At 72.9% G+C, this 18,852-nt stretch carries 18 protein-coding genes; 14 read left to right on the top strand and 4 right to left on the bottom strand.

Features of this window, described 5'->3' with window-relative positions:
- The first annotated feature begins 19 nt into the window (after nucleotides 1–19).
- Entirely contained in the window at nucleotides 20–1,078 is a 1,059-nt protein-coding gene (locus AB4Z14_RS10265; protein ID WP_442275106.1) for a hypothetical protein, read from the top strand.
- A 99-nt stretch (nucleotides 1,079–1,177) separates the two neighbouring features.
- On the opposite strand, the gene AB4Z14_RS10260 is transcribed toward AB4Z14_RS10265, so the two are convergent.
- Nucleotides 1,178–2,722: an aminopeptidase P family protein gene (locus AB4Z14_RS10260; protein ID WP_442275105.1), complete on the bottom strand. Its 1,545-nt coding sequence runs from the start codon at nucleotides 2,720–2,722 to the stop codon at nucleotides 1,178–1,180.
- A 135-nt stretch (nucleotides 2,723–2,857) separates the two neighbouring features.
- Between AB4Z14_RS10260 and AB4Z14_RS10255 the strand changes: the two genes are divergently transcribed.
- Together AB4Z14_RS10255 and AB4Z14_RS10250 are read left to right on the top strand one after the other, a co-directional pair.
- Complete coding sequence (locus AB4Z14_RS10255) at nucleotides 2,858–4,402, top strand: threonine/serine ThrE exporter family protein (RefSeq protein ID WP_442275104.1); 1,545 nt, start codon at nucleotides 2,858–2,860, stop codon at nucleotides 4,400–4,402.
- Between the two features lie 29 nt (nucleotides 4,403–4,431).
- The gene (locus AB4Z14_RS10250) at nucleotides 4,432–5,061 is read left to right on the top strand and encodes a MaoC family dehydratase (protein WP_442275380.1); all 630 of its coding nucleotides are present in this window, start codon (nucleotides 4,432–4,434) and stop codon (nucleotides 5,059–5,061) included.
- Between the two features lie 65 nt (nucleotides 5,062–5,126).
- Here AB4Z14_RS10250 and AB4Z14_RS10245 read toward each other — a convergent pair whose 3' ends face one another.
- Nucleotides 5,127–6,269, bottom strand: coding sequence for a hypothetical protein (locus AB4Z14_RS10245; protein ID WP_442275103.1), 1,143 nt, complete (start codon nucleotides 6,267–6,269; stop codon nucleotides 5,127–5,129).
- Complete coding sequence (locus tag AB4Z14_RS10240; protein WP_442275102.1) at nucleotides 6,266–6,844, bottom strand: SigE family RNA polymerase sigma factor; 579 nt, start codon at nucleotides 6,842–6,844, stop codon at nucleotides 6,266–6,268. Before AB4Z14_RS10240 ends, AB4Z14_RS10245 begins: the two co-directional genes overlap by 4 nt.
- Before the next feature lie 139 nt (nucleotides 6,845–6,983).
- Here AB4Z14_RS10240 and AB4Z14_RS10235 point away from each other — a divergent pair, with 139 nt between their 5' ends.
- Both AB4Z14_RS10235 and AB4Z14_RS10230 read left to right on the top strand, forming a co-directional pair.
- Nucleotides 6,984–7,874: a PHP domain-containing protein gene (locus tag AB4Z14_RS10235; RefSeq protein ID WP_442275101.1), complete on the top strand. Its 891-nt coding sequence runs from the start codon at nucleotides 6,984–6,986 to the stop codon at nucleotides 7,872–7,874.
- Nucleotides 7,871–8,485: a MarC family protein gene (locus AB4Z14_RS10230; protein ID WP_442275100.1), complete on the top strand. Its 615-nt coding sequence runs from the start codon at nucleotides 7,871–7,873 to the stop codon at nucleotides 8,483–8,485. The genes AB4Z14_RS10235 and AB4Z14_RS10230 overlap by 4 nt, the downstream gene beginning before the upstream one ends.
- Nucleotides 8,486–8,505: 20 nt before the next feature.
- Here the strand turns inward: AB4Z14_RS10230 and AB4Z14_RS10225 are convergent, their stop codons facing one another.
- Entirely contained in the window at nucleotides 8,506–9,735 is a 1,230-nt protein-coding gene (locus tag AB4Z14_RS10225; protein WP_442275099.1) for an acetyl-CoA C-acyltransferase, read from the bottom strand.
- A 170-nt stretch (nucleotides 9,736–9,905) separates the two neighbouring features.
- Between AB4Z14_RS10225 and AB4Z14_RS10220 the strand changes: the two genes are divergently transcribed.
- The 9 genes from AB4Z14_RS10220 to AB4Z14_RS10180 all read left to right on the top strand — a co-directional run bounded on the left by AB4Z14_RS10220 (nucleotide 9,906) and on the right by AB4Z14_RS10180 (nucleotide 18,792).
- Entirely contained in the window at nucleotides 9,906–11,156 is a 1,251-nt protein-coding gene (locus tag AB4Z14_RS10220; RefSeq protein ID WP_442275098.1) for an acetyl-CoA acetyltransferase, read from the top strand.
- Between the two features lie 49 nt (nucleotides 11,157–11,205).
- The gene (locus tag AB4Z14_RS10215; protein ID WP_442275097.1) at nucleotides 11,206–12,723 is read left to right on the top strand and encodes a carotenoid oxygenase family protein; all 1,518 of its coding nucleotides are present in this window, start codon (nucleotides 11,206–11,208) and stop codon (nucleotides 12,721–12,723) included.
- Complete coding sequence (locus tag AB4Z14_RS10210) at nucleotides 12,707–13,711, top strand: winged helix-turn-helix transcriptional regulator (protein ID WP_442275096.1); 1,005 nt, start codon at nucleotides 12,707–12,709, stop codon at nucleotides 13,709–13,711. The genes AB4Z14_RS10215 and AB4Z14_RS10210 overlap by 17 nt, the downstream gene beginning before the upstream one ends.
- 113 nt (nucleotides 13,712–13,824) lie before the next feature.
- Complete coding sequence (locus tag AB4Z14_RS10205) at nucleotides 13,825–15,600, top strand: class I adenylate-forming enzyme family protein (RefSeq protein ID WP_442275095.1); 1,776 nt, start codon at nucleotides 13,825–13,827, stop codon at nucleotides 15,598–15,600.
- Nucleotides 15,597–16,535: an NAD(P)H-dependent flavin oxidoreductase gene (locus AB4Z14_RS10200; protein WP_442275094.1), complete on the top strand. Its 939-nt coding sequence runs from the start codon at nucleotides 15,597–15,599 to the stop codon at nucleotides 16,533–16,535. Before AB4Z14_RS10205 ends, AB4Z14_RS10200 begins: the two co-directional genes overlap by 4 nt.
- Nucleotides 16,536–16,590: 55 nt before the next feature.
- Nucleotides 16,591–17,475, top strand: coding sequence for a RecB family exonuclease (locus tag AB4Z14_RS10195; RefSeq protein WP_442275093.1), 885 nt, complete (start codon nucleotides 16,591–16,593; stop codon nucleotides 17,473–17,475).
- Nucleotides 17,468–17,662, top strand: a complete 195-nt coding sequence (locus AB4Z14_RS10190; RefSeq protein WP_442275092.1) for a hypothetical protein — start codon at nucleotides 17,468–17,470, stop codon at nucleotides 17,660–17,662. The genes AB4Z14_RS10195 and AB4Z14_RS10190 overlap by 8 nt, the downstream gene beginning before the upstream one ends.
- 94 nt (nucleotides 17,663–17,756) lie before the next feature.
- Nucleotides 17,757–17,984 carry a hypothetical protein gene (locus AB4Z14_RS10185; RefSeq protein ID WP_442275091.1) on the top strand — a complete coding sequence of 76 codons (228 nt, stop codon included), beginning with the start codon at nucleotides 17,757–17,759 and terminating at the stop codon, nucleotides 17,982–17,984.
- 40 nt (nucleotides 17,985–18,024) lie between these two features.
- On the top strand, nucleotides 18,025–18,792 hold the full coding sequence (locus AB4Z14_RS10180) for a ParA family protein (protein ID WP_442275090.1): 768 nt from the start codon (nucleotides 18,025–18,027) through the stop codon (nucleotides 18,790–18,792).
- Nucleotides 18,793–18,852: the final 60 nt, after the last annotated feature.

Raw genomic sequence — 18,852 nt, 5'->3', positions numbered from 1 at the left:
CCCGACGAAGGAGCGCCCGATGCAGTCCCGAAGGCCTCGCCCGTATGCCGTCGGCCGCGTCCTCGCGACCGGCGTCGCCGCCGCGCTGGCGCTCGTCGCATGCGGCACCACCACCGCGCCCCAGCCGGGGGAGACGTCGCTCGCCGGCGGCCCGGTGCGGCCCGTCACCAGCCAGCCCGTCGAGGCCGACGGGGGTCTGCGGTGCCCCGAGTCCATCGACACCGCGGCCCTCGACAAGCCCGTGCCCGTGCCGCAGAAGCCGCAGGGCGTGGACGCCACGGGTCGGCTCCTGCCCGACCGCGACCCGACCTCGCTCGTCGTCTGCGGCTATCCGGCCGCCGACATCATGAAGCCGGTCTCGGCCCCGTTCCGCCTGGCCAAGCGCACCGTCGCGAGCGACGCGCAACGGGCGGCACTGGTGGAGGCTCTGACGTGGTCGCCGCGCGACACCGGGGCCCAGCGGGTGTGCACGCTCATGGCCGGCAACGAGACGGCATACGTCGTCGGTGCCGCCTACGGTGACGCGATCGTGTGGGTCGGCGCGCTGGCCGACGCCAACGCCTGCTCGACGTCGACGAACGGCGACTTCCGGTCGGGTCCCGGCCCGGCGGTCGTGCTCGACCAGATGTTCGGCAGCCGCACCCCTCCCTCCGCCGGGGTCGCCGCGTGCAACCGGGCGTCGTGGGGACGCCTGGGCGACGACCGGAGCCTGGCCCCGGAGGGCAACCCGACGGCGACCGTGTGCCGTGACGCGGCGGACGGCACGGTGAAGGCGGCGCAGCTGGACGCCGCGAAGTCGGCCGAGGTCGCCGCGGCGCTGCGCGCCCTGCCGACGAAGCCGACAGGGCAGACGTGCCAGGGCCCGGACAACCCGAGCAACGGGCGGTTCACGCTCCTGCTCACGTATGCCGTGGGGCCGCCCGTGCGCCTCTCCATCGACCCGGACTGCGCACCGGCCGTGCTCGGCTCGAACCTCGAGTCCGCCGACGCGTCCTCGCTCGTCGAGCTCGTCGAGCAGTGGAGCGCGAGGATCCCCGGTCCCGACCTGAACGGCTCGGTGTCGTCGACGTCGCCCTGACCCACCGAACGCGGCGTTCGGTCTCGAAAGCGGTGTTCGGGCCGCTGAGCTCGAGACCGAAGCCGCGTTCGGTCAGGTGGGGGAGGGTCGGTCAGGCGCTCAGGCCTCGGCGCCGTCCCAGATGCGGGCGATCCACTGCTCGACCTCGTCGGAGCTGCGCGGCATCGCGGCCGAGAGGTTCTCGCAGCCGTCCTCGGTGATGAGGATGTCGTCCTCGATGCGCACGCCGTTGCCGCGGAACTCGTCGGGGACGAGCTCGTCGTCGGCCTTGAAGTAGAGGCCCGGCTCGACGGTGAGGACCATGCCCGGCTTCAGCTCGGCGTCCGAGTACTCCTCGCGGGTCGCGAGGGCGCAGTCGTGCACGTCGATGCCGAGGTGGTGGCTCGTGCCGTGCACCATCCAGCGGCGGTGGTGCTGACCGTGGTCGGCGTCGAGCGTGCCCTCGACGTCGATGCCCTCGGGGAGCAGGCCCCACTCATGGAGGTGCTCGGCGATGACCCGGATGGCCGCTGCGTGGACGTCGCTGAACCTGTTGCCCGGCTTGCAGGCGGCGATGCCGGCCTCCTGGGCTGCGAACACGGCGTCGTAGATCTTGCGCTGCGCGTCGGTGAAGGTGCCGCTGACCGGCAGGGTGCGGGTGATGTCGGCGGTGAAGAGCGAGTCGACCTCGACGCCGGCGTCGAGGAGCAGCAGGTCGCCGTCCTTGATGTCGCCGGTGTTCTTGATCCAGTGCAGCGTGTTGGCGTGGTCGCCGCTGGCGCAGATCGAGTCGTAGCCGACACCGTTGCCGTGGTGGCGGGCGTGCAGGCCGAAGACGCCCTCGACCCAGCGCTCGCCGCGGCCGCGGCGGACCGCCTCGGGCAGGTCGGCGATGACGGCGTCGAAGCCCTTGTGGGTGCCGTCGACGGCGTCGCGCATCTGCTCGACCTCCCACTCGTCCTTGACGAAGCGGAGCGTCGAGAGGAACGCAGCGAGCTGCTCGTCGGCCTCGCGCTGGCGGTCGACGCGGGTCTCGGCCTCGGCGGACTCCTGCGTCTCGGCCGCGGCGGCGCGGGCCTTGTCGACGCGGGTCGCGACCTCCGCGTCGGCGTCGCGCACGACGCGGATCGCCACCTGGCCGGCGTCCTTGCCGACGGCCTCACCGAACTCGTCGATGTGGCGGGCCGTGACGCCGAGCTCGGACTCGATGTCGGCGAGAGTGGGGCGGGCCCCGACCCAGAACTCGCCGTGGCGCGAGTCGCCGAAGAACTCCTCGGTGTCGCGGTCGGCGAGCGGGCGGAAGTAGAGAACGGCCTCGTGCCCGTCGCCGGCCTCGCCGTCGGCGGAGGCGCGCGGCTCGAGCACGAGCACGGCGTCGGGCTCGCGGTCGCTGCCGAGGCCCGTCAGGTGGGCGAAGGCGCTGTGCGGACGGAAGACGTAGTCGCAGTCGTTGCTGCGCACCTTGAGGCCGCCGGCCGGGACGACGAGGCGCTCACCGGGGAAGGCGGCACTGACGGCGTCACGGCGACGGGCTGCGTGGTCGGCGACCTCGGCCCGGGGGGTCACCCCGGTGTCGCGCGGCGCCCACCCTGTCGCGACGAAGGCCCGGAACTCGTCGGTTGTCGGGCGCTTGCGGCTCGGAGAGGTCTTCTGCTCTTCACTCATCACCCCGCCATGGTGCCACGCGGCACGGGGACCGCCGAACCAGGTTTCCCCGCGCCCGCGTACCTCCCGTCCCGCTCCCGCCGGGCACCCCGGTGGGGTACCTGCGGGTCCGGGGCGGTGGCATACGGTCTGGGGGTGGCCCGCACCGACCGACTCGCCCGGCCGACCACCGCCCACCGGAGCCTGCCCTCGCTGAGGGCGAGCACCCGTCGGGCCATGAGACCGAGCGGGCCGCCGACCGACGAGATCCCCATCTGGACGACGCCGGACGGGGTCGACTCGGTGACCGCCCAGGCCGTCATCGACCTCGCCATGCGCGCCGGCGTCGCGATGATCGCCACCGGTGCGGCCGCCGCGGACGTCACGGCGACCGTGCTCACCCTGACCAAGGCGTACGGCCTCAGCTCGGTCCACGTCGACGTCACCTACACGTCGGTCACCGTCTCCTACCACCGCGGCCCGAACGCCGACCCGATCACCGTCATGCGCATCGTGCGGTTCCGCGTGCAGGACTACACGCGGCTCGAGCGCCTCCGCGGGCTCATCGTCGACCTGTCACGGGATCCGGTGCCCGTCGACGAGGCCCGGGTGCGCTTCGACTCGGTCATCACGGCCCCACACCCCTACCGCCGCTGGCTCGTCACCGTTGCGGGCGGCGCGCTCGCGGCGGGTGCCGCCGGCCTCGTGGGCGCTGGGCCGTTCATCATCCTGCTCAGCTTCCTCACCGCGACGGTCGTCGGCCGCGTCCTCAGCTGGTTGACCGGCGCGGGCGTCGCGGCCTTCTTCGCGCAGTGCGTCGGCGCGGCCATCCCGACCGCAGTGGCGACCCTCGTCGTCGCGGCCCAGTCGGCCGGGATGACCTTCGTCGGCGACGTGTCACCCTCGCTCGTCGTCGCGTCCGGCATCGTGCTGCTGCTCTCGGGACTGTCGGTCGTCGGCGCCGCCGAGGACGCCCTCGAGGGCTATTACGTCACGGCCGGCGCGCGGGCTTTCGAGGTGATCGTGCTCTCGCTCGGCATCGCGGTCGGCATCTCCGTCGTGCTCTCCCTCGGCAACCGGCTCGACTACCCGATCGCGATCAGCTCGCAGACCTTGCTCAGCGACGACGTCGTCGTGCAGGTCGTCTGCGCCGTCATCATCGCCGTCTCTTTCGCCGTCATGTCCTACGCCAGCGGCCGTGCGGTCGCCGTGGCCGGGGTCGCGGGCGGCCTCGGCTGGGCCGTCCTCGCGCTGGGGGAGCGGCTGCTGCAGCTCGGCGCTGTGAGCGCGTCGGCGACGGCCGCGCTCGTCATCGGCTTCGCAGCCCGGCTCGTCGCCCGGCACCTGACCATCTCTGCGCTCGCCGTCACGACGGCCGCGATCGTGCCGCTGCTGCCAGGGCGGATGGCCTACGAGGGCATCTCGCAGATCGTCACGAACCCCGACGGCAACGGGTTCGCGGTCGGCGTGCCGACGCTCCTGCTGTCCTTCGGGCTCGGCCTCGGGCTCGCCGCGGGCGTCTCGCTCGGCACGTACTTCGCGAGCCTGCTCGTCGCCAAGAGCCAGGGCGTGCGGCCGCGTCCCGCCGCCGGCGCGACCCTCCCCGCCGACCCCGACCCCGACGCGTCCGGCAGCACCGCGCCGGTGCTCTCCGAGACGAGCGACCTCGCTGCCACGAGCGACGCCGACGCGCAGGCGTGAGCAAGCACACGGCATACGACCATGGGCGTATGCCGCCCGCTCCGGCAGGCTGGGAGCCGCTCGTCCCAGCGGGGCCGGGTGACCACCTTCGACGAGGAGCGGGCATGCAGTTCGGACGCAGCTACGAGGAGTTCGAGGTCGGTGCGGTCTACCGGCACTGGCCCGGCAAGACGGTCACGGAGTACGACGACCACCTCTTCTGCCTGCTGACGATGAACCACCACCCGCTCCACCTCGACACCCACTACGCCGCGGGGTCGACGCAGTTCGGGCAGAACGTCGTCGTCGGCAACTACGTCTACTCGCTGCTCCTCGGCATGTCGGTGCCGGACGTGTCGGGCAAGGCCATCGCCAACCTCGAGATCGAGTCGCTGCGCCACGTCGCGCCGACCTTCCACGGCGACACGATCTACGGCGAGACGACCGTGCTCGACAAGTGGGAGTCGACCTCGAAGGACGACCGCGGCGTCGTCCACGTCGAGACGATCGGCTACAAGCAGGACGGCACCGTGGTGTGCATCTTCCGGCGCAAGGTCATGGTGCCCAAGGAGAACTACCTCGAGGCCCGCGGCGGCGAGCAGCCCGGCCGCCCCGTGCCGGTGCCCGACAAGAACTGGCCCGGCCGCGAGGCGGCTCCCGAGGCACGCGGCCAGTCCTGACCCACGGGGGTTGAGTGGAGATCTCCCGGCACCAGGTGCCGGAAGACCTCCACGGACGCGTGACATCAGGAGCTAGGGAACTCCCACGACGCGACCTTCTGCGTCTCGCCCCCGCCGGTCACCGTGACCGTGCCCTTGACCTCGGACTGGGTCGACCTCGCCACGAACGGGGTGCGTCCGCCGACCGGCTGGCCGTAGGCGACCGTGAAGGCGTCGGCCGGGTCGGTCGAGGTCAGGGCGATCGGTCCGGCAGTCACCCACCCGACGGCGAGGTCGTGCTCCGTGCCGGGCGCGGCAACCGAGTGCGGCTCGACCCCGACCTGCAGGCTGCCGGCGTCCTTCAGGGCGAGGGGGCCGCTGCGCCGACCGAAGCCGAAACGCTCGCCGTCGCGCCACAGCAGGACCGACGTCCGTGCGCTCACGGTGACCACGGCCGCGTCCACGCCTCCCGCCCGCCCGCTTCGCAGGGCGGCGCCGTCGGCGAGCCAGTCGACGGCGGGTGTCGCGGTGGTGGTCGGCCGGGTCCGGCTCCAGATGATCCCGATCACCTGCTCGGGGTCGGCGGAGCCCAGGTCGCTGCGGAAGACGGACCCGACAGCCTTCCTGCTCGTCGGGTCGCTGAGCGTGCCCCGGCTGCTCCCGGCTCCACCCGTCGCCAGGCCCGGCGCGGTCACGAGCTGGGCCATGGCGTAGCCGGTCTCGGGCCCCTCGGCTCCGGTGAGGGCGTAGCCGTAGACCACGCCCGGCTGGCCGGACTCGGACGGCATGAGGAAGCTCGCTCGACCGAGGGGCGTCGCCGGAACGGTGCGCACCACGGTGCGCTGGACCTCAGCACCGTCGGACAGCTCCCACCGCTCGACGACCTGACCGGCACCCGTCGGAGACACGTCCACCGTCACGCCGGCCCCGACCCGGGGCACACCGGCGTCGAAGGTCGTGCCGTCGAGGACCAGGGGGGCGTCGGTCACCACACCGTTCGTGGTCGTGGGGCCGGCCGGGAGGGCGCGGGGCTGGCCCGTGCCGAGCTGGACCGCGATGACGGCGATGCCGGCGACGGCAGCAGCGACGAGGCCCGTGGTCGCGACGCGGCGGCGGCGCACGACGCGCCGTCCCCGCGTCAGCACGGTCTCGGGATCGAAGGCCAGGCCCGTGACGTGAGCCGCGTCGGCCAGCGCCGCCCTGACGTCTGTGTCCGGTGCTGCATTCATCGGGCGCTCCTGCCTGCATCGGTGCGGTCATGGGTCTCGGTGGGCGGGGCTGCGTCAGGTGCCTCGGCGCTGTGCGTGGCGGCCAGGGCCGTGCGGAGGGAGGCGAGGCCGCGGGAGCCGGCGCTCTTGACGGCGCCGACCGAGATGCCGAGCACGTCGGCCGTGGCCTGCTCGGACAGGTCGGTGTAGTAGCGCAGGACGACGACGGTGCGCTGCTGCTCCGGGAGCGTGCGCAGCAGGCGCACGACGAGGTCGCGGTCGTCGCTCGTCCCGACCGCGTCGCGCCGGGTCCGCCCTCCGGGCGTCTCCGGCGGGGTGTCGGTCGTCAGCTCGCGTCGCGTCGCGCGCCACACGTCGGTGCGGTGGTTGACGAGGATCCGGCGGGCGTACGCCAGTGCCTCGCCCTCGCGCACCCGCGGCCAGGCGACGTACGTCTTGACGAGCGCCGCCTGGGTCAGCTCCTGGGCGGCGTGGTGCTCACCCGTGAGCAGCCACGCCGTGCGCAGCAGGGCGGGCCCGGCCTGCTCCATGAAGGTCGTGAAGTCGGTGTCGCGTGCGGCACTGCGGCGGCTCACGTCGTTCCCCTGTCCGTGCTCGTCATGCCCTACCTACGGGCCGTGCCCCGCAAAGGTTGCCAGCAACGGTGACCGGACGCTCACCGGCACGGACGGGGCGTGGCCGAGGCGGCCCGCGGACGCCCCTACGCTTGGGGGCGTGACTCCGACCGGGACCGACAGTGCAGGGCACCCACGCCCGGTCATCGACCTGCACGCCCACTCGGCGGTCAGCGACGGCACGGAGGCACCGACCGAGCTCGTCGCCGCTGCAGCCACGGCCGGCGTCGACGTCCTCGCCATCACCGACCACGACACGGTCGGCGGCTGGGCCGAGGCCGCCGACGCAGCGCGTGTCCACGGTGTGACGCTCGTGCGCGGCATCGAGATCTCGTGCGCCTGGCGCCACTCCTCGATCCACCTGCTCGGCTACCTCCCCGACGCCGACGACCGGCCGCTCCGGGACGAGCTCGCTCGTGCCCGAGACTCCCGCTCGACGCGTCTCGAACGGATGGTCGCGCTCATGGCGGCGGACGGCATACCCCTGGGCTACGACGAGGTGCTCGCGCAGGTCGGCCCCGGTGCCACCCCGGGACGCCCCCACATCGCCGACGCCCTCATCGCCAACGGCACGATCCGCCACCGCGACGAGGCGTTCCGCTCGTGGCTCGGCGACGACTCGCCCTACTATGTCGGCCACTACGCGCCCGACCCCGTCCGGGCCGTCGAGCTCGTGCGCGCAGCGGGCGGCGTGCCGGTCATCGCGCACCCCTTCACGCGGACCCGGTCGGGCGACCTCGACGACGCCCTCGTGGCGCGGATGCGCGAGGCCGGGCTCGTGGGGCTCGAGGCGCACCACCGCGACCACGGGCCCGAGGAGGTCGCCCGCGCGACGGCGCTCGCCGACCGGCTCGGGCTGCTCCTCACGGGCTCGAGCGACTACCACGGCGAGGGCAAGCGCAACCGCCTCGCCGAGAACACGACGACCCTCGAGGTGCTCGAGGCGATCGAGGCAGCCTCGAGCGGGGCCACGGAGGTCATCAGGCCGTGAGCGTCGTCGACACGACCGTCTTCCTCAGCACCTTCATCACCCTGGTCGTCATCCTCGACCCGCCCGGCGCAGTGCCGATCTTCCTCGCCCTGACCGGTTCGCTGACCAAGGTCCAGCGCCACGTCGCGGCCCGTCGTGCCTCGCTCGTCGCCGTCTTCGTCATCGGGATGTTCGCGCTCTTCGGCAAGAGCATCCTCGACTACCTCCACATCTCGATCGCCGCGCTTCAGGGGGCCGGCGGCCTGCTCCTGCTCCTCGTCGCGCTCGAGCTGCTGACCGGCAAGGAGTCCGACTCGCTCGCCGACGCAGGCGTCAACGTGGCCCTCGTGCCGCTCGGGACGCCGCTGCTCGCGGGTCCGGGCGCCATCGTCGCGACGATGCTCGCGGTGCAGGGCTCGGACACGACCGGCGCGTACGTCGCCGTCGGTTCCGCCCTCGTCGGGGCGATGCTCGTCGTCTACCTCGTGCTCCGCTTCGCCGGGCAGGTGCGCCGACTGCTGCGTGAGAGCGGCACGATGCTGCTCACCCGCATCGCCGGGCTGCTGCTGTCGGCGATCGCCGTGCAGATGGTCGCCGACTCGGTGCGGGCGTTCGTCAACGGCGAGGGCTGACGGCCGAAGCGCCGGGCGGCTCAGCCGTCGACGCGCTCGACGAGCACGGCCGTGCCGAGTCCGGCGGCACCGCTGACGGCCGCGACGCCCCAGCGCCCGCCGCGGCGCTCGAGCGCCTCGACGCACTGGCCGACGAGGATCGCGCCCGTCGCCCCGAAGGCGTGCCCCATCGCCATGGTGCCGCCGTCGGGGTTCATCCGGTCCGGCCCGGCGTCGAGGTCGCGGCGGAAGCGCAGGCACAGCGCAGAGAAGGCCTCGGCGAACTCGAAGACATCGACGTCCTTGGGAGACAGGCCGGCCCGCGCTAGCACCTGCTCGACGGCCGACTGCCCGGCCGTGAGCATGACGACGGGGTCGACGGCCGTCGAGGCGGCGGCGACGATGCGGGCCCGTGGCACGAGCCCCGCCGTCCGGGCCGCCCTCGCCGCACCGATGAGCAGCAGCGCTGCCGCGTCCGCGACGGCAGGGGAGGTGCCCACCGTGTGCAGGTGCTCGATCCGGTCGAGGGGGCGTATGCCGTGCGCCGCCGCGAGCGCGATGTCGTCCTGGCCGTCCGCCCCCAGCTGCGCGAAAGCGGGCGCCAGGGCCGCGAGGGACTCGGCGGTCGTGCCGGGCCGGACGAGCTCGTCGTGGTCGAGGCCGGGGCCGCGGTCGTCGGCCGGTACCGGGACGAGCGACCGGGCGAAGGCACCCTCCACGCGGGCCCGCGTCGCCTTGGCCTGCGTCTCGAGGGCATACGCGTCGAGCTGCTCGCGGGTGAAGCCCTCGAGCGTCGCGTTGAGGTCTGCAGCGATGCCCATGTGGACCGAGCCGAGACGGCGCACGAGGGCGGGGTCGGCATACAGCGCGCCGCGGTCGGCGAACATCGGCACGCGCGACACGCTCTCGACGCCCCCGGCAACGGCGAGCGAGAGGTCGCCGGCGCGGACCCGGGCCGCAGTCTGGCCGACGGCGTCGATGCCGGACGCGCAGAAGCGGTTGAGCGTGACACCCGGCACGGAGGTGCCCCAGCCGGCGACGAGGGTGGCCGTGCGGGCGAGGTCGGCGCCCTGCTCGTCGACCTGGGTCGCGCAGCCCAGCGTCACGTCGTCGATGCGCTCCGGGTCGATCCCGGTGCGTTCGACGAGGGCCCGTTGGAGGTGCACGACGAGGTCGACGGCGGTGAGGCCGTGCAGCGACCCGCGCGCGGACCCGCGCCCGCGGGGGGTGCGGACGACATCGAGGACGTACGCGTCGTCGCCGTCGTCCATGCGTCCTCCGTTCGGTCCTGCCGGAGCTCACGAGACCTGCCGCTCCTGGTCGCCGGCCCGGACCCGCAGCGGCCGCGTCGCACCCGGCGAGTCACTCTGCTAGTTGTAGTACCGTGCCCGGAGAAGGGCAAGGCTGGGCACCGACGGCGGCGTCGGGAGCGGAGGCGGACATGACGGGCGGCAGCTCGAGCACCTCCCCGACGGGGGTCTGGGTGCTCGGTGGCTCGCAGACGGACTTCGCGCGCCACCTGACCCGTGAGGGGCGAGACGTCTCCGACCTCGTGGGGGAGATCGTCGACCGCACCCTCGAGGCGAGCCGCGCCGGCGCGGCCGAGGTGGAGGTCATCCACGTCGGCAACGCCTTCGGCCAGCTCTTCACCGGTCAGGGCCACCTCGGGGCGATGCCCGCGACGGTCCGGCCCGACCTGTGGGGGGTTCCGGCCGCCCGGCACGAGGCCGCGTGCGCGTCGGGCGGGGTGGCGCTGCTCGCCGCCATGGCCGACCTCCGGGCAGGGCACTACGACTGCGCCCTCGTGCTCGGCGTCGAGCTCGAGAAGACCGTGCCCGGCGACGAGGCGGCCACGCACCTCGGCGCGGCCGCCTGGGTGGGCCACGACGGTGAGGGCGCTCGCTTCATGTGGCCCCACGTCTTCAGCGCCATCGCCGACGAGTACGACCGGCGGCACGGCCTCGACGACGCCCACCTGCGCGCCATCGCGGCTCTCAACCTCGCGAACGCCCGACGCAACCCCAACGCCCAGACCCGCGGCTGGGATGTCCCGGACCTCAACGGCCCCGACGCCACCGACGACACGCGAAACCCCGTCGTCGAGGGCCGGATCCGCCGCTACGACTGCAGCCAGGTCACCGACGGCGCCGCGGGGGTGGTCCTCGTCTCCGACGCGTGGCTGCGCGACCACCCGGGGCGGCGACCCGTCGCGCGCATCGAGGGATGGGGCCACCGCACCGTGGGCCTCGGGCTCCGGCAGAAGCTCGACCGTGACCGCGACGAGCTCTACGTCCTGCCGCACGTGCGCCGGGCTGTGACCGACGCGTTCGACCGGGCCCACGTCACCCTCGAGGACCTCGACGGGTTCGAGGTGCACGACTGCTTCACCCCGACCGAGTACCTCGCCATCGACCACATCGGGCTGACCGGTCCGGGGGAGTCGTGGAAGGCCGTCGAGGACGGCTCCATCGCGCTGGGTGGTCGCCTGCCCATCAACCCGAGCGGTGGGCTCATCGGCGGCGGCCACCCGGTGGGGGCCAGCGGCATCCGCATGCTCGTCGACGCGGCCAAGCAGGTCAGCGGGACTGCCGGCGACTACCAGGTCGAGGGTGCCCGCACCTTCGGCACGCTCAACTTCGGTGGCAGCACCGCCACCACCGTCAGCCTCGTCGTCGGTGCCGTCGCCGACTGAACGCGAACTCCCCGAACCACGGAAACCACTGAGAGCCAAGGAGACCCGGATGGATGTCGACATCGTCGGTCGGATGCTGTCGACCCTGCCCGCGGACGACGACCATCCCTACCGCACGGGCCCGTGGCAGCCGCAGACGACCGAGTGGAGGGCGGACGACCTCGACGTCGTCGAGGGTGAGGTGCCCACCGACCTCGACGGGGTCTACCTGCGCAACACGGAGAACCCCGTCCACCCCTCGCTCAAGCACTACCACCCGTTCGACGGCGACGGGATGGTCCACGTCGTCGGCTTCCGTGACGGAAAAGCCTTCTACCGCAACCGGTTCGTGCGCACTGACGGCTTCCTCGCCGAGCAGGAGGCAGGACAGTCGCTGTGGGCCGGGCTCGCCGAACCGCCCTACCTCTCGCTCCGCGAGGACGGCTGGGGCGCCCGGCGCCAGATGAAGGACGCGTCGTCGACCGACGTCATCGTCCACCGCGGCACGGCCCTCACGAGCTTCTACCAGTGCGGCGACCTCTACCGCGTCGACCCGATGTCGGCCGAGACCCTCGGCAAGGCGACGTGGAACGGCCGCTTCCCCTTCGACTGGGGCGTCTCGGCCCACCCGAAGGTCGACGACCGCACCGGCGAGCTCCTCTTCTTCAACTACAGCAAGGAGGCGCCGTACATGCACTACGGCGTCGTCGACGAGGCGGACGACCTCGTCCACTACGTCGACGTCCCGCTGCCCGGCCCGCGGCTGCCGCACGACATGGCCTTCACCGAGAACTACGTCGTGCTCAACGACTTCCCGCTCTTCTGGGAGCCGGAGGCCCTCGCCAAGGGCGCACACGTCGCGCGCTTCCACCGTGACATGCCGAGCCGCTTCGCCGTCATCCCGCGGCGCGGGAAGACGAGCGACATCCGGTGGTTCGAGGCCGACCCGACGTACGTCCTGCACTTCGTCAACGCGTACGAGGACGGCGACGAGATCGTCCTCGACGGCTTCTTCCAGGGCGACCCCGAGCCGCAGGACAACGGCATGGGCAACCGGTGGGAGCGGGCCTTCCGCTTCCTCGCCCTCGACCGCATGCAGGCACGCCTGCACCGCTGGCGGCTCAACCTCCGCACCGGCCTCGTCACCGAGTCGCCGCTCTCCGACAGCATCACCGAGTTCGGCATGATGAACGGCTCGTACGCCGGTGGGAAGTACCGGTATGCCTACGCCGCGACCGGCAAGCCCGCCTGGTTCCTCTTCGACGGCCTCGTCAAGCACGACCTCCACTCGGGCACGGAGGAGCGATACTCCTTCGGAGACAACGTCTTCGGCAGCGAGACCGCGATGGCGCCGCGCGTCGGGAGTGCCGGCGAGGACGACGGCTACCTCGTGACCCTGACGACCGACATGAACGACGACGCCTCCTACTGCGTCGTGTTCGACGCCGCCCGGGTCTCCGACGGGCCGGTCTGCAAGCTCAGGCTGCCCGAGCGGATCTCGAGTGGCACCCACTCGACCTGGGCCCCGGGTGCCGAGCTGCGACGGTGGAGCACGGCGGACACGGCAGCGGATGCGATCGGTCTCTGAGCCGGTGGTCGACGACGTCGACCCCGGCACCGTGCCCACCAGGCTCGATCCCGGGTCGACGAACGCCATCGGACGCATGCTCGGGCTGCTCGGCGACGAGTGGACCCTCCTCATCCTCCAGCGGGCGCTGCGCGGCACGACCCGCTACGGCCAGTTCCTCGACGAGGTCGCCATCTCCAACGCGGTCCTCACCTCCCGCCTCGCGACGATGGAGCGCGAGGGCCTGCTGCGCCGCGTCGTCTACCAGGAGCGCCCCGTCCGGGCCGAGTACGTCCTCACCCAGCGCGGCCGTGGGCTGTGGCCGGTCACCATCGCGATCTGGGACTGGGAGCGACGCTGGGTGCCGCGGCACGCCGCGACGCTCCCGGCGATGCGCCACGCGCTCTGCGGCCAGAACTTCGCACCGGTCCTGACATGCACGGGCTGCCGCGAGGTCGTGCGCTCCGGCGACGTCCACGCCGAGTGGGGGCCGAGCGGCTCGTGGGAGCGGTCCGTCCCGGAGTCGACGACGCGACGGCGCTCAGACCCCCGCGTGGACCGGTCCTCTGCGGGACTCTTTCCCGAGACGATGGCGATCTTCGGCAACCGCTGGTCCTCCGCCCTCATCGGCGCCTCCCTCCGGGGGCTGACGCGCTTCGGTGACTTCGAGGAGGCACTCGGCGCGCCGCCGAGCCTCGTCGCCGAGCGGCTCCGCGCCTTCTGTGACATCGGCGTGCTCGAGGCCAGGGGTCGCCGGAAGGGTGGTGCCGACGGCCGAGCCGAGTACCACCTCAGCGACAAGGGCCACGCCTTCTACCCGGTCGTCGCCGTGGCCATCGACTGGGCGCAGCACTGGTATGCCGCCGAGGAGGGTCCCGCGCTCGTGCAGCAGCACGTGCCGTGCGGGTCTCCGCTCGCCGTCGCGCTCGCCTGTGACCAGTGCTCGGCCGACCTCCACGGCAGCGACATCGAGGTCGTGCCACGCGCGCACCGCCGGTCCGACCGCTAGAGGCGAGCAGCCACTCCCCAGACGAAGGACCCGCAGCCGCAACGCAGCTCAGGCACACGTACACGCACATCGCAGTGACCACCTCACGCCGAACCACGAAGGAGCGCCGAGCCATGGCGAACGCACGGGGACTGCACGCGCCGGAGAAGGTCGCCGACTACCGGGCCAGGGGCTGGTGGGGCGAGGACACCCTCGACGGGCTCTTCGCCGAGCGGGTGCGCGCCCGCGGGGACGCCCTTGCCGTCGTCGACCCCGCCAACCGCGAGGCGCTGCTCGGCTCGGCGCCGCGACGGCTGACGTGGCGCGAGCTCGACGACGAGGTCACGGCCCTCGCCGCGCGACTGCTGTCGCTCGGTCTCGTCCGAGGTGACGTGGTCGCGGTCCAGCTCGCCAACTCGGTCGAGCTCGTCGAGGTCTACCTCGCGGCTTGGCGCCTTGGCGTCGTCGTGTCGCCGTTGCCCGTGCAGCTGCGCGAGCGCGAGGTGGCCGCCATGTGCGCGAGGGCCGGCGTGACGGCATACCTCGGCAGTGCCCGGTTCGGTGACCGGGCCCTGGCCGTGGACGCGGCGACGGCGCTCGGTGGGATGGAGTCGGTGCAAGCCGTCATCGCCTACGGCCCCGAGGAGGAGACGGCCGACGTGCCCATCGGCGTCCGCGTCTGGCACCCGGGCCCGGCCACGGACGCTGATCGCGAGGCGGTCGAGGCACGCGCCGCCGCCGACCCCAACGAGGCCAACGACGCCGTGACGATCTGCTGGACGTCGGGCACCGAGAGCGCGCCCAAGGGCGTCCCGCGCTGTCACATGGACTGGCTCGCCGTCGGCGTCGCGACCACCGAGGCACCACAGGTGACGGTCGACGACGTGCTGCTCAACCCCTTCCCGATGATCAACATGGCCGGCATCAGCGGGATGTTCCTGCCGTGGCTGCTCACCGGCTGCGTCCTCGTGCAGCACCACCCCTTCGACCTGCCGACGTTCCTCGGCCAGGTCGCCGTCGAGCGCGCCACCTACACATGCGCCCCTCCCGCGCTGCTGTGGATGCTGCTCGGCAACGAGGCGCTGATGGCGACCGTCGACGTCAGCAGCCTGACGCGCATCGGCTCCGGCTCGGCGCCGCTGCAGCCCGCGATGGTGCGCGGCTGGCAGGAGCGGCACGGCATCAGTGTCATCAACTTCTTCGGGTCCAACGAGGGGATCGGCCTGCTGTCGAGTCCTGTCGACTTCCCTGACCCCGACGACCGCGCGCAGTTCTTCCCGCGGTTCGGCGCGCCGGGGGTCACGTGGTCGACCCGGGCCGGGGAGTGGACCGACACCCGGCTCGTCGACATCGTCACGGGCCAGGACGTCACCGAGCCCGGCCACCCGGGTGAGCTGCACATCAGCGGGCCGAGCGTCTTCGCCGGATACCTCCACGGCGAGGAGCTGCAGAGCCCCTTCGACGACCGCGGCTACCTGCGCACCGGGGACCTCTTCGAGATCGCGGGGGACCACGGACAGTTCCTCCGCTACCTCGACCGGGCCCGCGACCAGGTGATCCGCGGCGGCATGAACATCGCCCCGGCCGAGCTCGAGGGACTCATCGCCGACCACCCGGCCGTCGCCGACGTCGCCGTCATCGGCGACCCGGACGAGCGGCTCGGCGAGCGTGTCGCGGCCGTCGTCGTGCTCCGCCCGGGCACGAGCCTGACGCTCGACGAGCTCGTCGGGTGGCTGCGGGAGCGGAGCATCGCCTCGTTCAAGCTGCCCGAGCGGCTCGAGGTGCGCGACGAGCTCCCCCGCAACCCCGTCGGCAAGGTGCTCAAGCGGCTCCTGCGGCAACCGGACGCGCCCGCGGTCCGCGACCTCCCCGACGCTGGCGGAGCCGGGACGCCGGGGGCGAGGGGGTGACGCCGCAGGAGCTGCTCGCGGCGCTGCGGCTCCCCGTCGTGGCGGCGCCGATGTTCCTCGTCTCAGGGCCCGAGCTCGTCGTCGCGGCGGCCCGGGCGGGCATCCTCGGCGCTTTCCCGACGCAGAACTGCCGCACGCCCGAGCAGCTCGACGAGTGGCTCGGAGCGATCGCCTCGGGCTCGGGTGACGCACCGTGGGCGGTCAACCTCGTCACGCACCGGAGCAACACGCGCCTGGCCGACGACCTCGCCCTCGTCGCGGCGCACCGACCGCCCGTCGTCATCACCGCCCTCGGCTCGCCGCGTCCGGTCATCGACACCGTCAAGGCCTACGGCGGGCTCGTCGTGGCCGACGTCATCGACCTCGTCCTCGCCCGCAAGGCGATCGCGGCGGGCGTCGACGGCCTCGCCTGCATCAGCGCCGGGGCCGGGGGACACACCGGGCACCTGTCGCCTTTCGCCTTCGTCTCCGCGGTGCGCGACCTCTTCGACGGTCTCGTCACCGTGGGCGGGGGCATCGCGGACGGTGCCGGCGTCGCGGGCGCTGTGGCCGCGGGTGCCGACCTCGTCTACATGGGCACCCGCTTCCTCGCGACGACGGAGAGCCGGGCCGCCGACGACTACAAGCAGATGGTCGTCGCGCACGGCCCCGACGACCTCGTCGTCAGCGACGGCATCACGGGAGCCGATGCGTCCTGGCTGCGGCCGAGCCTGCGGGCTCACGGGCTCGACCCCGACCACCTCGTGCACGACGGGGTCCGCAGCTACGACGTGGCCGAGTCACCGGCGAAGAAGTGGTCGCAGCTGTGGGCCGCCGGGCAGGGGCTCCAGAGCATCCGGTCGGTGCTCCCGGTCGCCGACGTCGTCGACGAGCTCGAGCGCGAGTTCCGGGCCGCCGCGGCACGCCTCGACCGCGTCGCCTCCCGCCCCCACTGACCGGGGCTGGGGATGTCGTCGGCTGGATGTCGCGGGCGGGTCGTAGGGTGTCGGCGTGACGACGGGACCGGCTGAGCAGACGACCTTTGCGGGCATGCCCACGCCGCTCTACTCCGGCTCGCCGTCGCGGCTGCTCGCGTGGCTCGACTGCCCGCGGCGCTACCGCATGCAGTACCTCGACCGACCACGCCCACAGGCCCGCCCGCAGCGCGCCCACACCTCGGTCGGCATCGCGACCCACAACGCACTCCGCGACTTCTGGGACCTCCCGGTGGGCCAGCGGACGCCGGCCGGCGTCGCCGAGCTCGTCCGCTCGTCGTGGATCGACGTGGGCTTCCGTGACCCCCAGCAGTCCGCCGGGTGGCGGCTGCGGGTCCGCGACGCCGTCACCGAGTACCTCCGGTCCAGCGACCGCGACAACCAGCCCGTCGGCATCGAGCGCAGCGTCTCGCTCAAGACCGACGAGGTCGCCATCACCGGCCGCATCGACCGGCTCGACGACCGCGCGGGCGAGCTCGTCGTCGTCGACTACAAGACGGGCCGCCAGGTCCCCACCGACGACGACGTGCGCACCTCGCTGCCCCTCGCGTTGTATGCCGTCGCAGCCTCCCGGATGTTCCGCCGGCCGTGCCACAGGGTCGAGCTGCACCACGTGCCCTCCGGCACGATCGCCGCGCACGAGCACACGGACGAGTCCCTCGCGCGCAAGATCGCCGAGGCCGAGTCGATCGCCGCCGACCTGCGCCGGGCCGACGCCGAGTTCAGGGAGCTCGGCGTCGAGTCGACGAGGTTCGCGCCGCGCACCTCCGCGATCTGTTCGTGGTGCGACTTCCGCGCGCACTGCCCCGAGGGCCAGCAGATGGGCCCCGAGAAGTCCGACTGGGCCGGCCTCGAGCCCGCCGGCTACGAGACGACCCCACCGGAGCGCGACGATGCCTGAGCCCACCACTGAGCCCACCACCCGGTCCGCACCCGAGCGCGACCTGCGGCCGGCGTTCCTCGCGGCCACCGATCACGTCATCGCCATCCTGTCCCGGGACGGCGTCGCCGCCGCCCGGCACCAGCCGAGCGCGCTGCCCGAGTGGAGCGTCGGCGGCCTCGTGGCCCACCTCCCGGCAAGGCGATGATTCCCGTCGACATCGAGGTCGCCCGGTTCGACGGTCTCGCGATCACGGACGTGCCCGACTCGTCAGGATCGACGTCGAAGGTGCGGAGTGCCGCGTGCTCGCAGGGATGTTGCCGTCCATCGCGCTGTGGTCACCACTGCCGGTCATCCTCTGCGAGGTCGGTTGGGGTGCCAGGCACCCGGAGTGGCCCCAGGAGCTGGCAGCCCTCGACGCGCTGAAAGCGCTCGGCCACGGGACCACGCTGGTGAACGGCGACGAGGTGGACGTCCGCGACCTGCGGAGCACGACGGACGTCCTGTTCATCCCGGGCCCCCGCGCCTGACACACTGTCGGGCATGGGGACCCGCAGCCGTAGCAGCGACGTGAAGAGAGCACCGACCGTCGTGGCCCTGGCCAACCAGAAGGGCGGCGTCGCCAAGACGACGTCGGTCGCGAGCATCGGCGCCGCGCTCGCCGAGCTCGGGCAGCGCGTCCTCCTCGTCGACCTCGACCCGCAGGCCTGCCTCACCTTCTCGCTGGGCGTCGACCCCGACACCGTCGAGCGGTCGATCCACGACGTCCTCACCGGCTCCGCCGAGCTCGGTGACGTCGTCGTCAGGTGCGAGGAAGGCATCGACCTCGTGCCATCGGCGATCGACCTCGCGGGCGCCGAGGCCATGCTGCTGCCGCGACCCGGTCGCGAGTACGTCCTGCGCTCGGCCCTCGAAGGCGCCGACACGGCATACGACGTCGTGCTGCTCGACTGCTCGCCGAGCCTCGGGGTGCTGACGCTCAACGCGCTGACGGCCGCCGACGCCCTCATCATCCCGATGCCCTGCGAGATGCTCAGCCACCGCGGTGTCGGACAGCTCCTCGACACCGTCGCCGACGTGCAGAAGATCCTCAACCGCGACCTGGAGGTGTGGGGCATCCTGCCGACCCTCTTCGACGGTCGAAGCAACCACGCGCGCGAGGTGCTCGCCGACGTGGGGGAGCGCTACGACCTGCCCGTCCTCGAGCCACCGATCCCCAAGACCGTGCGCTTCGCGGAGGCACCCGCCGTCGGCCGCTCGATCCTCACGACGGCCCGCACGTCGAAGGGCGCGCAGGCCTACCGCGAGGTCGCCGCCTCGCTGCTCGCGAGGCTGTGAGCAAGGTCCCAGACGTTCGACCGGACCCATCGACGGGGAATGAACCGTGGTGAGGGCGCG

The sequence above is a fragment of the Terrabacter sp. 2TAF16 genome (assembly GCF_052115065.1).
GTDB lineage: Bacteria > Actinomycetota > Actinomycetes > Actinomycetales > Dermatophilaceae > Terrabacter.
This window is presented reverse-complemented; position numbering and strand designations above follow the sequence as displayed.

Excerpts from the sequence above, each read along its gene's own strand:
- AB4Z14_RS10190 (WP_442275092.1), top strand. The coding sequence starts at position 17,468 with ATGCCTGAGCCCACCACTGAGCCCACCACCCGGTCCGCACCCGAGCGC.
- AB4Z14_RS10210 (WP_442275096.1), top strand. The coding sequence starts at position 12,707 with ATGCGATCGGTCTCTGAGCCGGTGGTCGACGACGTCGACCCCGGCACC.
- AB4Z14_RS10250 (WP_442275380.1), top strand. The coding sequence starts at position 4,432 with ATGCCGCCCGCTCCGGCAGGCTGGGAGCCGCTCGTCCCAGCGGGGCCG.
- AB4Z14_RS10205 (WP_442275095.1), top strand. The coding sequence starts at position 13,825 with ATGGCGAACGCACGGGGACTGCACGCGCCGGAGAAGGTCGCCGACTAC.
- AB4Z14_RS10225 (WP_442275099.1), bottom strand. The coding sequence starts at position 9,735 with ATGGACGACGGCGACGACGCGTACGTCCTCGATGTCGTCCGCACCCCC.
- AB4Z14_RS10245 (WP_442275103.1), bottom strand. The coding sequence starts at position 6,269 with ATGAATGCAGCACCGGACACAGACGTCAGGGCGGCGCTGGCCGACGCG.
- AB4Z14_RS10220 (WP_442275098.1), top strand. The coding sequence starts at position 9,906 with ATGACGGGCGGCAGCTCGAGCACCTCCCCGACGGGGGTCTGGGTGCTC.
- AB4Z14_RS10265 (WP_442275106.1), top strand. The coding sequence starts at position 20 with ATGCAGTCCCGAAGGCCTCGCCCGTATGCCGTCGGCCGCGTCCTCGCG.
- AB4Z14_RS10260 (WP_442275105.1), bottom strand. The coding sequence starts at position 2,722 with ATGAGTGAAGAGCAGAAGACCTCTCCGAGCCGCAAGCGCCCGACAACC.
- AB4Z14_RS10215 (WP_442275097.1), top strand. The coding sequence starts at position 11,206 with ATGGATGTCGACATCGTCGGTCGGATGCTGTCGACCCTGCCCGCGGAC.